A 14568-nucleotide genomic window follows, 5' to 3' on the forward strand; every position below is an offset into this window, starting at 1 on the left:
GTGATCGTCGTGACGCGCCTCAACGGACCCCAGTTCGGGGTGAACCCCGACCTGCTCCAGCGCATCGACAGCGCACCCGACACGATCCTGACCCTCATCGACGGCACCAAGTACATCGTCGAGGAGTCGATGACCGAGGTCATCGCCCTGATCCACGAGCACCGGGCCGTGCTGCTGGCGCGCGCGCAGGAGATCCAGGCCGCCCCGAAGCCGAGCGTCGAGCTCGTGCGTGACCTCGACGGCGAGCCCGACGACGACACGCCGATGGCGCACCCGGTGCCTCTTCGTCCCAGGAGCCGCTGATGGACCCCGCCGGCCTGATCGGAATCGTCCTCGCGTTCGGCGCGATCTTCGGGGCGCTCGTCATCGAGGGTGCCGACCCGATGTCGATCTTCCTGCCCGCACCGCTGCTGCTGGTGTGGGTCGGCACGATCGGCGTGGGCATCGCCGGGCACACCGTGAAAGACGTCCTCTCGTCGTTCGCCGCGGTGCCGCGCGCGCTGCGCAGCAAGGCCCCGGACCCCTCGGCCACCGTCGACACGGTCGTGGACCTGGCGGACCGCGCCCGGCGCGAGGGCCTGCTCGCGCTCGAGGACGCCGCCAAGGACATCGACGACCAGTTCCTGCGCAACGGGCTCCAGGCCGCGATCGACGGCACCGACCCCGAGGACCTGCGCATCATCCTCGAGGACCGGATCGCGACCAAGCGCACCCAGGACCGGGTGCACTCCAAGTACTTCCAGGACATGGGCGGCTACGCGCCCACGATCGGCATCATCGGCACCGTCATCTCGCTCGTGCACGTGCTCGAGAACCTGGCCGACCCGGCGTCGCTGGGCCACTCGATCGCGGCGGCCTTCGTCGCGACCCTCTGGGGCATCCTCTCGGCGAACGTGGTGTGGCTGCCCCTCTCGACCCGCATCAAGCGCATCTCCGACCTGGAGTGCCAGCAGATGGAGGTCACGCTCGAGGGCCTCCTCGCGGTGCAGGCCGGCGCGAACCCGCGCCTGGTCGGTGAGCGCCTGCGCTCGCTGCTGCCCGAGAAGGCGCCAGCCAAGGTCGCGGCGTGAGCTCGTCCGCGGCCGCGCGGGGTCACGGCGGTCGACGCCGCCGCGGGGGCGGGGAGGAGGAGCACGTCAACCACGAGCGGTGGCTGGTGAGCTACTCGGACATGATCACGGTGCTCATGGCGCTGTTCATCGTCCTCTTCGCGATCAGCCAGGTCGACCAGCAGAAGTACGTCGCGCTGCGTGACTCGCTCGCGGCGGGGTTCAACACCAACGTGGCGCCGTCGGTGCTCGAGGGCAGCACGGGCACGCTCGACGGCGCGAGCATCGTGCCGGAGACCGCGCCGGCGCAGAGCTCGGGCGGCATGGTGAGCGCCGACGCGGGGCTCGGCGCGCAGGGGGCGAACCCGTCGGCCACCCCCACCGAGACCGTCGACCCGGACGTGCTCGCGGCGGCCCAGCGCGAGGCCGCCCACCTCGAGGAGCTGCGTGACCGGCTGTCGGGCCTGCTGGCCGCGAACGGCCTGGGCGACGCCGTGCGCTTCCGCATCGACGACCGTGGCCTGGTGCTGGGCCTCGTGGCCGACGACGTCTTCTTCGCCGCGGCGAGCGCCGAGCTGACCCCGACCGCACGCCAGGTGCTCGACGTGGCGGGCCCCACGCTCGTCGAGATCGCCGAGAACATCTCGGTCGAGGGGCACGCGAACTCGATCCCCGTCTCGGGCAGGTACCCCACGAACTGGGAGCTGTCCTCCGACCGTGCGACGCAGGTGCTGCGGCACCTCGTCGAGGCGGACGGCATCGCGGCGAACCGCATCATGGCGGTCGGGTTCGGCGACGCCCGTCCGCTGGTCGACGGCACGGGCGAGGACGCGATCGTCGCGAACCGCCGTGTCGACCTCGTCATCCTCAGCAGCGCCCCCGAGGCCGTGCGCGTGCTGGTACCCACCCTGACCGGGACGGAGGGCTAGACCCATGCCCATCGAGCAGCGCGTGATCTCGAGCAACAAGATCGGGGCGAAGAACCCCCAGTCCATCGGGGCGGTCAAGGCCGCGTCCCCCGAGGCGTCCCCCGAACCCCAGGGCGGCAAGCGCAAGAAGCTCATGATCGTGGTGGTCGTGGCCGTCGTCCTGCTGCTCGGCGGCGGCGGTGCCGCGTACTTCCTGGGGGTCTTCGACTCCGGTGCGTCCGCTGCGCCCAGCGCGCCGCCCGCGCCGACCCCGGGCGAGGTGCTCGCTGTCGAGCCGGTGAGCCTGAACCTGGCGGACGGGCACTACCTCCGCGTGGGGCTGGGGCTGCAGCTCACCGCCGACGTGACGGAGGCCCCCGACCCCTCGCGGGCCGTCGACGCGGCCATCGCCCTGTTCTCCGGTCGCACGGTCGAGGAGGTCACCGACCCCACGACGCGGGACGCGCTCAAGGCCCAGCTCGTCGAACAGCTCGCCGAGGTGTACGAGGGCGAGGTGATGGACGTCTACCTGACGAACTACGTCACGCAGTAGACCGGCCACGCCGGTGAGTCGGGGCGCCATGGAGGGCGTCCGCACCGCTGCGCCCGCACGGCGACCCATGACGGGTCCTGGGCGCAGAAAGTTTCACCCCCGGTTTCTCATAACCGGGTGACGCCCGCCGATGGGGCGAGCGTGACCGTTGACGAGACCGCGCACGCCCCTGTGCGCCCCACGGCGCGCCGTGCACGCACCACGGAGCCGGAGACGTACGACTTCCGGCGCCCGATGACCATGGCCCGCGAGCATGCGCGCCTCGTGGAGATGGCGCTCGAGACCTTCGCCCGGCAGTGGGGCACCCAGCTGACCGCACGCCTGCGGGTGACCTCGCAGGTGACGTTCGACGAGCTGACGCTGCGCTCGTACGACGAGTACGTCCGGGCCCTGCCCTCCCCGACCGGGATGGTGCTCTGCACGGTCGAGCAGACCCGCCAGACGGCGGTGGTCCAGCTCCCGGTGGGCGCGTTCATGGTCTGGATCGACTACCTGCTGGGCGGGTCGGGCAAGGGCGACGAACGTGAGGGCCGCGAGCTCTCCGACATCGAGATGACGCTGGTGCGCGAGCTGCTGCAGCACGCGCTCGGCGACCTCGGGTACGCGTTCGCCGCGCTGCTGCCGCTCGACGTGAGCGTGCGCACGGTGCAGTACAACCCGCAGTTCGTGCAGGCCGTCGGGGCGTCCGAGCCTGTGCTCGTGGCGTCCTTCACGCTGCGCTCGGGCCAGCGCGAGGACCGCGCGACGCTGATGTTCCCGGCCGACCTGCTGCTCTCGGCCCTGCTGCGGGGCGAGGGGGCCGACTCGCGCACGGACGACGAGCGCCGCGCTCAGGCCGCCGCGCACGCCGACCTCGAGGCGGCGGTGCAGCACGTGCCCGTGAGCGTCGCCGTGCGCTTCACGCCCGTCACCGTCCACCCGCGCGAGGTGGTCGATCTCGCGGTCGGCGACGTCCTGCCCCTGTCCCACCCGTCGTCACGTCCGCTGGACGTGGTCGTCGACGGGGTCGTGCTCGCCCGAGCCGCCGCCGGGAACAACGGTTCCCGGCTCGCCTGCATGGTTGTCGACGTCGAGGAGAACCTCTGATGAACCCCGCCCTCACCTTCGCCCCGGCCGCCCTCGAGGCGGCCGCGGCGGTGGCTCGTCTGCTGCCCTCGACGGTCCCGCTCGTGGCGGTGCCCGCGGTCGCCGGCCAGGGTCCCGAGGCCCAGGACGTCGCGGTCGTGGCCTCGTTCGTGGGTTCGCCCAGCGCTGACCTGGTGATCGTCGCGGAGGGGGCTGTGCGCGAGGCGCTCGCCGCCGCCGCGGAGGCCGGCGCCCCGCTCGACCTCGCTGACGCGCTGCGTCCGGCCCTCGAGGCCGCGTGCGCCCGGCTCGGCGCCGGGGTGCTCGACGCGGCGTCCACGGCCACCGCGGGCGACGTCGTGGCCGCCGACGCGCACCTGTTCGCGCTCGAGCACGAGGGCACCGCGCACGGCTGGTTCGCGCTGCGGGTGCGCGCCGAGCCGACCCCCACGGGCGTGGCCGGCGTGCCGACCCAGCGCGCTGGGCTGCACGTGCTCTACGACGTCGAGATGACCCTCACCGCCGAGATCGGGCGCACGCGCCTGCCCGTGCGCCAGGTCCTCGAGCTCACTCCCGGTGCTGTGCTCGAGCTCGACCGGGCCGCGGGCAGCCCTGCCGACGTCATGGTCAACGGTCGGCTCATCGCCCGCGGCGAGGTCGTCGTGATCGACGAGGACTACGGCATCCGGATCACCGAGATCCTCGCCGGCTCGGAGGCCGGCGCCTGATGGACGGGCCCGTGCTCGTGCTGCGTGTGGTCCTCGCCCTCGTGTGCGTCATCGCGCTCATCTGGGTCGCGGGACGCAGGCTGGGCGGCGCACAGGCCCGACGTGGGCGCCCGGCGCCCGAGATGCACGTGCTGGCCCGGCAGTCGTTCGGGAGGCACTCGGGGGTGGCCGTGCTCGCGGTCGGCAACCGGCGGCTGCTGCTCGGCTACGGCGACCAGCAGGTCACGATGCTCACCGAGCTCGCGCCCGTGCTCGACGGTGCCCCGAGCCCGTCCTCGGCCCTCACGCACCCGACGGCTGCGCCCGCGGCGCGCCCGTCCACGGGCGGCGCGCAGCTCTCCGCGGTGCCGTCCCCGCGCGCCGAGCTCGACATCGACGCTGTCCTCGCGCAGGCCCGCATCGACGCCCAGGCGCCGCCGCGCGTGCCCGGGTCTGCCCCGGCCGGCCCGGCGCCCACGGGGGCTGCCGACCCCACCGACCCCGCCGCCGCCCCGGGTCCGCTCGACGGCTCGGTCCTGTCTCCCGCGACGTGGCGCCGCGCGGTCGGCGCGCTCCAGGACCGCACGGTGCGCCGATGACGCTGACGGCGACGCCTCCTGCGGTGCGACGGCTGCACGGGCGCACCATCGCCCTGGCCGTGCTCCTGCTCGGCCTCGTCGTCGTGCTGCTCGTCGTCGCCGGCGCCGGGCCGGCCCACGCCGTCCCGGTCGACCCGACCGACCCCGCGGCCCCCACCGCGCCGCTCGACCCGGGGGCGGGGGACACGGTCACGGTGGCGGTCAACGGCGTCAACGGCACGCCCAGCAGCTCGATCGTGGTGCTGCTCGCGATCACGCTGCTCTCGGTCGCGCCGTCGCTGCTGCTCATGACCACGAGCTTCACCAAGATCTTCGTGGTGCTCGCGCTGACCCGGAACGCGCTCGGCCTGCAGGGCGTCCCGCCCAACCAGGTGATCGCGGGCCTCGCGCTGTTCCTCAGCCTGTTCGTCATGGCGCCCGTGGTGAGCGACGTCAACGAGGTGGGTGTGCAGCCCTACCTCGCGGGCGACCTCACGTTCACCCAGGCCGTCGACGTCGGTTCGGGCCCGCTGCGCGACTTCATGGTCGGCCACACCCGCGAGGCGGACCTCGCTCTCGTCACGCGGGCCGCCGACCAGCCCAACCCCGAGGACCCGGCCTCGGTGCCCATGCTCACGCTCATCCCGGCGTTCATGCTCTCCGAGCTGCGGGCCGCGTTCATCATCGGCTTCGTCATCTTCGTGCCGTTCCTCGTGATCGACCTGGTCGTCTCGTCCTCGCTCATGTCGATGGGCATGATGATGCTGCCGCCCGTCATGGTGTCCCTGCCGTTCAAGCTGCTGCTGTTCGTGCTGGTCGACGGGTGGGGCCTGATCATCACCGCCCTGGTGAGCTCGTACACGGGCGGTGGTTGACGGTGGACACCAGTGCGGTCCTCGACATCGGCCTCGACGCCCTCCTGCTCGCGGCCAAGCTCTGCGCCCCGGTGCTGGTCACCGCGCTCGTGGTCGGCTTCGCCGTGTCCCTGCTGCAGTCGATCACCCAGATCCAGGAGGTCACGCTCAGCTTCGTGCCCAAGGCCGTGGCCGCCGCCGTCGCCCTGCTCGTCTCGGGCCACTGGATGATCTCGGAGCTCGTGAGCTTCACGCACGAGCTGTTCTCCCGCATCCCGCAGCTGGTCGGGGGCTGAGGTCCGTGGAGCCGCTGAGCGTCTCGCTCCCGCTCGGCGCCGTCGAGGCGACCATGCTCGCCGGGGTGCGCATCGCCGCGTTCCTGGTGATCGCCCCGCCGTTCTCCCACCGCTCCATCCCCGGACGCATCAAGGCGATGCTCGCGATCGGCCTGGCGCTCGCGGTCAGCCCGCGGCTCGACGCCGACGCGGTGGCCTCGGCCAGCACCGCCGGGTTCGTGGTCGACCTGCTGCTCCAGGTGGTGATCGGGGGTGCGCTCGGGTTCCTCGTCGCGCTCGTGTTCGCGGCCGTGCAGTCCGCGGGCAACCTCATCGACCTGTTCGGCGGCTTCCAGATGGCCGCGGCCTTCGACCCCATGAGCCAGACCAACGGTGCGCAGTTCGCACGGCTGTACACGTTCACCGCGGTCGTGCTGCTGTTCGCCTCGAACGGGTACCAGCTGCTCATCGCGGGGCTCGTGCGGACGTTCGACGCGCTGCCGATCGGTGCCAGCCTCGACCTCGCGACCCTGGCAGACACCGCGACCACGGGCCTGACGCAGATGTTCGTCTCGGCCGTGCAGATCGCGGGGCCGCTGCTCGTCGTGCTGTTCCTCACCGACGTGGGCCTGGGGCTGCTCACGCGGGTGTCGCCCGCGCTGAACGCGTTCGCGCTCGGCTTCCCGCTCAAGATCCTCATGACGATCTCGTTCGCGAGCTTCGCCTACCTGGCCATGCCCGGCATCATCGACGGGATGCTCGGCACGGCCGTGCGCGACCTGGTGGGGGTGGCGCGATGAGCAGCGACGGCCAGGACCGCAGCGAGAAGGCCACCCCGCAGCGCATGAAGGAGGTCCGCCGCAAGGGCGAGCTCGCCCGCTCGCAGGACCTCACGGCGTGGATCGGGCTGGGTGCGGCGGCCCTGATGCTGCCCGGCGTGATCAGCCGGGCCGGGCAGGCCGCGACCGAGCAGCTCCAGACGGTGCGCGACGTGGCGCTCGACCCGGGCGCGCGCTCGGTCGACGTCCTGCTGGGCGACGCGCTGCGCTCGTTCCTGCCCACGATGGGCACCATGTTCGTGGTCGTGGTGATCGTGACCGTGGCGGTCGCGGCCGCGCAGGGCGGCGTGCACCCCAAGCAGCCCAAGCCCACGTTCAAGCAGCTCAACGTGCTCGCGGGGATCAAGAGGCTGGTCGGCGCGCAGACCCTGTGGCAGGGCGTCAAGACGCTGCTCAAGACCGCGGTGGTGGGTCTGGCCCTCGTGGCCGGCGTGCAGGCCCTCGTGCCCGTGCTCGTGGGCTCGGGGCGGCTCGCGCTGTCGCAGCTGGTCGACTCGGCGTCCTCGGGCGCGGTGACGCTGATGCGCGGTGGCGTCGGGGCAGGGATCCTGCTCGCCGTGCTCGACGTGGTCGTGGTCATGCGCCGCAACCGCAAGAAGACCCGCATGACGCTGCGCGAGGTCAAGGACGAGAACAAGCGCTCCGAGGGTGACCCGCTGCTCAAGGGCGCGATCCGCTCCAAGCAGATGGCGATGAGCCGCAACCGCATGATGGCGGCCGTCGCCGACGCGGACGTCGTGCTCGTCAACCCCACGCACGTCGCTGTCGCGCTGCGCTACGAGCCCGGCGCGGGAGCACCGCGGGTCGTCGCGAAGGGCGCCGGCGCGGTCGCGACCCGCATCCGGGCCGAGGCCACCGCGAAGCACGTGCCGATGGTCGAGGACGTGCCGCTCGCCCGCGCGCTGCACAGCGCGTGCGAGATCGGCCAAGAGGTCCCCGAGTACCTGTTCACGGCCGTGGCGCGCGTCCTCGCGTTCGTCATGGCGCTGCGCCGACGCGGTGCCGCGACCGGTCAGCACCGCGTGCCCGGGGCCCCCGTCGAGCTGCCCGAGGCGCCCGCGCGCCGCCGTCGGCGCCGGGTCCCCGCATGAGGGCCGCCCGCGGGCGCCCGCACCGCCCTCCCGGTCACCACCCGCACCCGCCCGGTGCCCCCGACGCCCCACTGAAGCCCGTGCCCGACGCCCGGAAGGCCCGCCCATGAAGAACCGTTCGGTCGCCCAGTTCGCGGTCCCCGTGGGGGTCGTCGGCATCGTGCTGCTGCTCGTCGTGCCGCTGCCCGCGTGGATGCTCGACGGGCTGCTCGCGATCAACATCACAGCCTCGCTCGTCATCCTGCTGACCAGCATGTACGTCCAGCGGCCGCTCGACTTCTCGATCTTCCCCTCGCTGATCCTGGTGTTCACCCTGTTCCGGCTCGGGCTCAACGTGGCCTCGACCCGGCTCGTGCTGCGCGACGGGTACGCCGGGCACGTGATCGACGCGTTCGGGCACTTCGTGGTGGGCGGGTCGCTCGTCATCGGGCTCGTGATCTTCCTGATCCTGGTGGTCATCCAGTTCGTCGTGATCACCAACGGCGCGGGACGCGTCGCCGAGGTCGGCGCCCGGTTCACGCTCGACGCGATGCCCGGCAAGCAGATGGCCATCGACGCGGACCTCAACTCGGGGCTCATCGACGAGGACCAGGCGCGCAAACGGCGGGCCGACGTGGCGGCCGAGGCCGACTTCTACGGCGCGATGGACGGTGGCTCGAAGTTCGTCAAGGGTGACGCGATCGCGGGCATCATCATCACCGTCATCAACCTCGTCGGCGGCTTCGTCATCGGCATGATGCAGATGGGCATGACCGCGGGCGAGTCGCTCGAGCGGTTCAGCCTGCTGACGATCGGCGACGGCCTCGTCACGCAGATCCCCGCGCTGCTGCTCTCGGTCTCCACCGGCATCGTGGTGACCCGGGCCACGGCCGAGGGCGACATGGGCACCGCGGCCGCCAAGCAGCTGCTCCAGTCGCGCTCGGCGCTCATGATCGCCGGGTGCGGCGCGATCGCCCTCGCGCTGCTGCCGGGCATGCCCAAGCCGCCGTTCCTCGTCGTGGGCGGCGCGCTGCTGATCGCGTCGCAGCGCATCAAGGCCGGCCAGACGCGCGACGCCCAGGCCGCGCAGGACGGCGCCGCCGCCAACGCCGTGGCCCCCGCGGGTGACACCCCCGAGCAGCTCATCGAGCAGATGCGGGTGCACACGCTCGAGATCCTGCTCGCGCCGGACCTCGTGGACCTCGTCGGCTCGGGCCCCGACCGCGACCTGCTCACGCGCGTGCGCGGTCTGCGCCGCAAGATCGCGATGGACCTGGGCATCGTGGTGCCGCCCGTGCGGACCCGGGACTCGGTCGACCTGCCGCGCTCGACGTACGTGGTGCGGATCGCCGGGGTCGAGGTCGGCCGCGGCGAGGCCCCCGCGGGGCGCCTCCTCGCCCTGGGCGACGACCTCGCGGCGCTGCCCGGCCAGGCCGTCGTCGAGCCCGTGTTCGGGCTCCCCGGCAAGTGGGTGCCCGCCGAGCTGCGGCACGCGGCCGAGCTCTCCGGGGCGACGGTCGTGGACCGGGTGTCGGTGCTCATCACGCACCTCGGCTCGATCATCACCCAGAACGCCCCCCGCCTGCTCGGTCGGGAGGACGTGCGGGTGCTGACCGAGGGGGTCAAGCAGGTCAACCCGTCGGTGGTCGAGGAGCTCGTGCCGGGCCTGCTGTCGCTCGGCGAGGTGCAGCGCGTGCTGCAGGGCCTGCTCGCCGAGGAGGTCCCCATCCGCGACCTGTCGCGCATCTACGAGGCGCTGACCCTGCGGGCCAAGATCTCGACCGACCCTGAGGGGCTCGTGGAGGCCGCCCGCGGCGCGCTCGGGCCCGCACTGACCGCGCAGCTCGCGCGCGACGGGGTGCTGCGCGTCGTGACGCTCGACCCGTCGCTCGAGCAGTCGCTCGTCGAGCAGCTGCGCCCGTCCGAGGCCGGCAGCCAGCTGCTGGTCGAGCCGGCCCGGCTCGAGTCGATCCTGACCCAGCTGCGCACCCTGGTGAACGCGGCCGAGGCGGCGGGCCAGCAGGTGGTCCTGGTGTGCGCCCCGGCGCTGCGACCTGCGCTCCGCCGCGTCGTGTCGCTGGGCCAGGCGCGCACCGCTGTGCTGTCCTACTCCGAGGTCACCGGAGCCGGTGTCCAGATCGAGACCGTCGGGGTGGTGAGCGGTGCCCACGCGATTGCTGCTTGAGGGGGTCGATCTCGCCGAGCTCATGGTGCACGTGCGCGCCGAGTTCGGACCCACCGCACGGATCGTGAGCGCCGAACGGGTGCGCAGCGGCGGCTTCGCGGGGTTCTTCGCCAAGCAGCGCTACGAGCTCACGGTCGACGTGCCCGACGACGCGCCGCAGCGCCCCCGGGCCATGCGCCAGCCGCCGGCAGCGGTCGGGCTCGAGGCGCTGCTCGTCGCGGCCGAGGCCGTCGAGGCGGGCGAGGCCGGTGCGGGCCCCGCGTTCGCCGGTCAGGACCTCGTGCCGGCGACCGGGTCGGAGGTCGGCACGGTGCCCGGTGCCGCCCCCGGGCCGCAGGTGTCCACGGGGGCCGAGACGTTCGCCTCGGTGCTCGACCAGGTGCGTGCCATGGCCGGCGGCCAACCGCCCGCCGACCTCGAGCTCGCGGCCCCCGCTGCACCGTCGGCCCGCCGGTTCGAGCCGCTCGTCCCGTCCGCGGTGCCGGCGCCCGGCGGTGCGAGCCGCGAGTCGCTGCGCGACCTGGGCGTGCCCGACCACTTCCTGGCCCGCGTCCCCGGCACCGGGCCGGTGCTGCTCTCGACCGTGCTCGAGGCCCTGCCCGTCGTCCCTCCGGTGCCTCGCCGTCCCGGGTCGGTCGTCGTGGTGGCCGGACCCGCGGCCGAGGTCGTGCACGTCGCCGCGCGGCTCGCCGAACGCCTCGGGCAGACCGAGACCGACGTGGTGCTCGCGGGCCGCGCCGAGGCGAGCGGCCACGGGCGCAGGCTCGCGACGTCCGTGGCGGCGAGCCGGTGGCGTCCCCGGGCGAGCGAGGAGGACCACGTCGTGGTCGTCGCGCTCGGCGTCGGCGCCGACACCGAGGCAAGGACCGAGGCCGCGGCGATGCTGCACGCCCTGGCGCCCGACCAGGCGTGGGGCGTCGTCGACGCGCACAGCAAGCTGCGGGACGCCGCGCACTGGCTCGCGCAGGTCGGGCGCAGCCGGGCGTTCGACGTGCTCGCCGTGCACGGCCTGTTCGAGACGACCCAGCCGGGCACCGTGCTCGACCTGGGTGTCCCGGTCGCGTGGATCGACGGCCTGCCCGCCACGCGCGTCGCCTGGGCCGCGGCGCTGAGCGACCGGCTCGACGCGGCGACCCGGTGGGACTGACGGCCGGACCCGCGTCGCGTCGTCGGGTCGCGGCGGCCGTGGCCGGTAGGCTGGCGCGATGCTGGTCCTGAGCCGTCGCGTCGGCGAACGCCTCGTGATCGGGGACGACATCGTCCTCACCGTCATCGAGGTGCGCAGCGACGGGGTGCGGCTGGGCATCGACGCACCGCGTCACGTGCGGGTGCACCGCGCGGAGATCCTCGACGCGGTCAAGGCGGCGAACGTCGAGGCCAGCGCCGTCGACGACGACGCCGTCGCCCAGCTCCGCGAGCTCGTCCGGCCCCGCACGGCCCCGGCAGGGCCGGCTGCCGAACCGGCTGCCGGACCGGGAGCTGCGCCCGCCGCCGCTCCCCAGCCGCCCTCGGCGTAGCACCGTCGGGCGAGGCCCACCGGCCTCCGCGGCCACGTGCCTCGTGCCCTGACCCACCCGAGCACCCCGCAACCCTCAACTGCGCAGCGTCCCGGCCGATCAGAGCATCGACAGTGTGGACGGTGCCATGGAGGGCGCGAAGTGGACGACATGGACGACATCGTCCGGGAGTTCCTGGTCGAGAGCCACGAGAACCTGGATCAGCTGGACCAAGACCTGGTGGCGCTCGAGGAGGCCCCGGGTTCGCGTGAGCTCCTGGGAAGCGTCTTCCGCACGATCCACACCATCAAGGGCACGAGCGGGTTCCTGGCGTTCTCCGAGCTCGAGCGGGTCACCCACGCGGGCGAGAACCTGCTGGTCGAGCTGCGCGACGGGCGCCGGGAGATGGACGGTCCGACCACGGACCTGCTGCTGCGCCTGGTCGACACCGTGCGCGCGATCCTCAGCGCGATCGACGCCGACGGCACCGAGGGCACCGTCGCTGTCGACGACGTCATCGAGGCGATCGCTGCGCTCCAGCGCGGTGAGACCCCGGTCGTGGTCGACGCGTCCGCTCCCGCCGCACCGGTGGTCGCCGACGCCGTTCCCGCCGCCCCGGTGGTCGTCGTCGCGGACGTCGAGCCGGCCCCCGCACCGAGCCCCGCGCCCGAGGTCGTCATCCCGGCCCAGCGCACCGTCCAGGACCAGCGCATCGTCCAGGACCAGCGGCCGGCCGGCGCCACGCCCCCCGAGGAGGGCGGGACGCGCGCCGCGGCCGACTCCTCGATCCGTGTCGACGTCGGCCTGCTCGACGCGCTGATGCGTCAGGTCGGCGAGCTCGTCCTGGCCCGCAACCAGATCAGCCGGCTGGCCACGGGAGCCGACGACGTCGAGCTCGCGCGCTCGGCGCAGCGACTCAACCTCATCGCGGGCGAGCTGCAGGAGGGGGTCATGAAGACCCGCATGCAGCCCATCGAGCACGTGTGGTCGAAGATGCCGCGGATCGTGCGCGACCTCGCCGCGCACTGCGACCGCGAGGTCGCCCTCGAGATGACCGGTGGTGACACCGAGCTCGACCGCAGCCTGCTCGAGGCCGTCAAGGACCCGCTCACGCACCTCGTGCGCAACGCCGTGGACCACGGCATCGAGACGACCGGGGAGCGCGTCGCCGCGGGCAAGCCCGCCAAGGGCAAGCTGTCGCTGCGCGCGTACCACGCGGGCGGTCAGGTGATCGTCGAGATCGCCGACGACGGCCGCGGCATCGACCCCGAGAAGATCGCCGCCAAGGCCCTCGAACGTGGCCTGCGCACCGCGGAGCAGCTCGCGGCGATGAGCACGACCGAGGTCATCCAGCTCGTGTTCCTCGCCGGGTTCTCGACCGCCGAGGCCGTCACGAACGTCTCGGGCCGCGGCGTGGGCATGGACGTGGTGCGCACCAAGATCGAGGCCATCGGCGGGGCCGTGGACGTCGAGTCGGTCGTCGGGGCCGGCACGGTGTGGCGCCTGGGCATCCCGCTGACGCTCGCGATCATGCCCGCGCTGACCGTCGAGTGCGCGGGCGACCTGTACGCCGTGCCGCAGGTCAACCTGCTCGAGCTGGTCGCCCTCGACACGCAGCGCTCCCGCTCGGCGATCGAGTACGTGCACGCCTCCCCGGTCTACCGGCTGCGCGGCGACCTGCTGCCGCTGGTGTCGCTCGCGGGCGTGCTGCACGTGGGACCCGGGCCCGAGGCGGGGACCGAGGGCTCGTCGGTCATCGCCGTGGTGCAGGCCGACCAGCAGCGCTTCGGGCTGCTCGTGGACCGCGTGCTCAACACCGAGGAGATCGTCGTCAAGCCGCTCTCCGCCCGCATCAAGTCGATCGGCACCTACGCGGGGGCGACAGTGCTCGGCGACGGGCGCGTCGCGCTCATCCTCGACGTGCAGTCGATCGCACGCCGCGCGCTGACCAGCGAGGGCGAGCTGGCCCGTGCGGCCCGGCAGGTCGAGGAGGCCGTCGAGGCCCGCGACGTCGTCCAGGTGCTCGTGGTCGGCATCGGCCACGGGCGTCGCGTCGCGATGCCGCTCGCGTCGGTCGCGCGGCTCGAGCTCGTGCGCTCCGAGCACGTCGAGCTCGTGGGCGGTCGCGAGGTCATCCAGTACCGCGGCACGATCCTTCCCCTCGCGCGGCTCGACCGGGTCCTGCGGGTCCCGGGCCGCGCCCACGAGGACCCCGAGGAGCTGCTGCTGGTCGTCTACACCCACGCCGGACGCAGCGTGGGGCTCGTGGTCGACGAGATCGTGGACATCGTCGACGACGACGCCGCGCAGCACTCCGACATCGAGGACACGGGCCTGCTCGGCTCGACCGTGCTCGGCGAGCGCGTCACCGAGCTGCTCGACGTGCGGGGTGCGGTGCTGGCTGCCGACCCGTCCTTCTATGACGCCGACGTGCTCGGCCTGGAACTCGTGGGAGCCGGCCGATGAGCCAGTTCGTGACCTTCACGCTCGGCGGCAGCCTGTACGGCGTGGCCGTGACCCGTGTCCAGGAGGCGCTGCGCGCGCACACCCGCACGCGCGTCCCGCTCGCCCCGGTGGGCGTGGCCGGGCTCGTGAACCTGCGTGGCCAGGTCGTCCTCACGGTCGACCTGCGGCCGCGGCTCGGGCTGGCCCCGCTGGCCGACGACGCCGAGCCGATGATGGTCGTGGTCCAGGTCGACGGCGAGCCCGTGAGCCTGCTCGTCGACGAGATCGGCGACGTCGTCGACGTGGGCCCCGACGCGTTCGAACCCCCGCCCGACACGCTCGACCTCGAGCTGCGCACGCTGATCCTCGGTGCGTACAAGCTCGACGCCGGCCTGCTGCTCGTCCTCGACGTCGACGCCGCTGTCGCCGCCTGAGCCCCTCGACCATGCCGGTGGCACCTGCTGCCGAGCTGGCACCCACCCACCGGAGCGATCTTGCCCAGCACCACACCGACCGACGCCAACGACGCCCCGGTCACCCTTGA

Annotated in this window: 16 protein-coding genes; all 16 read left to right on the forward strand. The window is 73.2% G+C overall.

The annotated features are described in order from the left end of the window. The 16 genes from ACGIF2_RS07230 to ACGIF2_RS07305 all read left to right on the forward strand — a co-directional run bounded on the left by ACGIF2_RS07230 (nt 1) and on the right by ACGIF2_RS07305 (nt 14458). Complete coding sequence (locus ACGIF2_RS07230) at nt 1-303, forward strand: flagellar FlbD family protein (protein WP_396045017.1); 303 nt, start codon at nt 1-3, stop codon at nt 301-303. Continuing rightward, nucleotides 303-1070 carry a motility protein A gene (locus tag ACGIF2_RS07235; RefSeq protein ID WP_396045019.1) on the forward strand — a complete coding sequence of 256 codons (768 nt, stop codon included), beginning with the start codon at nt 303-305 and terminating at the stop codon, nt 1068-1070. Before ACGIF2_RS07230 ends, ACGIF2_RS07235 begins: the two co-directional genes overlap by 1 nt. Further along, nucleotides 1067-1978, forward strand: coding sequence for a flagellar motor protein MotB (locus ACGIF2_RS07240; protein WP_396045021.1), 912 nt, complete (start codon nt 1067-1069; stop codon nt 1976-1978). Before ACGIF2_RS07235 ends, ACGIF2_RS07240 begins: the two co-directional genes overlap by 4 nt. 4 nt (nt 1979-1982) lie before the next feature. Beyond that, on the forward strand, nt 1983-2510 hold the full coding sequence (fliL, locus tag ACGIF2_RS07245) for a flagellar basal body-associated protein FliL (protein ID WP_396045023.1): 528 nt from the start codon (nt 1983-1985) through the stop codon (nt 2508-2510). A gap of 141 nt (nt 2511-2651) precedes the next feature. Further along, a complete protein-coding gene (locus ACGIF2_RS07250; protein WP_396045025.1) occupies nt 2652-3596 on the forward strand; it encodes a flagellar motor switch protein FliM in 945 nt (314 codons plus the stop codon). Next, on the forward strand, nt 3596-4303 hold the full coding sequence (gene fliN, locus ACGIF2_RS07255) for a flagellar motor switch protein FliN (RefSeq protein ID WP_396045027.1): 708 nt from the start codon (nt 3596-3598) through the stop codon (nt 4301-4303). The genes ACGIF2_RS07250 and fliN overlap by 1 nt, the downstream gene beginning before the upstream one ends. An 11-nt stretch (nt 4304-4314) precedes the next feature. Beyond that, entirely contained in the window at nt 4315-4881 is a 567-nt protein-coding gene (locus ACGIF2_RS07260) for a flagellar biosynthetic protein FliO (RefSeq protein WP_396045029.1), read from the forward strand. Next, nucleotides 4878-5735 (forward strand): flagellar type III secretion system pore protein FliP, encoded by an 858-nt coding sequence (gene fliP, locus ACGIF2_RS07265; RefSeq protein ID WP_396045031.1) that lies wholly within the window; start codon nt 4878-4880, stop codon nt 5733-5735. The genes ACGIF2_RS07260 and fliP overlap by 4 nt, the downstream gene beginning before the upstream one ends. 2 nt (nt 5736-5737) lie before the next feature. Next, on the forward strand, nt 5738-6010 hold the full coding sequence (gene fliQ, locus ACGIF2_RS07270) for a flagellar biosynthesis protein FliQ (protein WP_396045033.1): 273 nt from the start codon (nt 5738-5740) through the stop codon (nt 6008-6010). 14 nt (nt 6011-6024) lie between these two features. Then, nucleotides 6025-6789 (forward strand): flagellar biosynthetic protein FliR, encoded by a 765-nt coding sequence (locus ACGIF2_RS07275; RefSeq protein WP_396045694.1) that lies wholly within the window; start codon nt 6025-6027, stop codon nt 6787-6789. Continuing rightward, the gene (locus ACGIF2_RS07280; protein WP_396045035.1) at nt 6786-7919 is read left to right on the forward strand and encodes a flagellar biosynthesis protein FlhB; all 1134 of its coding nucleotides are present in this window, start codon (nt 6786-6788) and stop codon (nt 7917-7919) included. The genes ACGIF2_RS07275 and ACGIF2_RS07280 overlap by 4 nt, the downstream gene beginning before the upstream one ends. A gap of 106 nt (nt 7920-8025) precedes the next feature. Next, nucleotides 8026-10083, forward strand: coding sequence for a flagellar biosynthesis protein FlhA (locus ACGIF2_RS07285; protein ID WP_396045037.1), 2058 nt, complete (start codon nt 8026-8028; stop codon nt 10081-10083). Then, nucleotides 10061-11230, forward strand: a complete 1170-nt coding sequence (locus tag ACGIF2_RS07290) for a hypothetical protein (RefSeq protein WP_396045039.1) — start codon at nt 10061-10063, stop codon at nt 11228-11230. The genes ACGIF2_RS07285 and ACGIF2_RS07290 overlap by 23 nt, the downstream gene beginning before the upstream one ends. 58 nt (nt 11231-11288) lie before the next feature. Continuing rightward, nucleotides 11289-11600, forward strand: coding sequence for a carbon storage regulator CsrA (gene csrA / locus ACGIF2_RS07295; RefSeq protein ID WP_396045041.1), 312 nt, complete (start codon nt 11289-11291; stop codon nt 11598-11600). Between the two features lie 150 nt (nt 11601-11750). Next, nucleotides 11751-14045 (forward strand): chemotaxis protein CheA, encoded by a 2295-nt coding sequence (locus tag ACGIF2_RS07300; protein WP_396045043.1) that lies wholly within the window; start codon nt 11751-11753, stop codon nt 14043-14045. Further along, nucleotides 14042-14458, forward strand: a complete 417-nt coding sequence (locus ACGIF2_RS07305; RefSeq protein WP_396045044.1) for a chemotaxis protein CheW — start codon at nt 14042-14044, stop codon at nt 14456-14458. The genes ACGIF2_RS07300 and ACGIF2_RS07305 overlap by 4 nt, the downstream gene beginning before the upstream one ends. Nucleotides 14459-14568 lie beyond the last annotated feature (110 nt).

The organism is Cellulomonas sp. P22 (assembly GCF_044392165.1).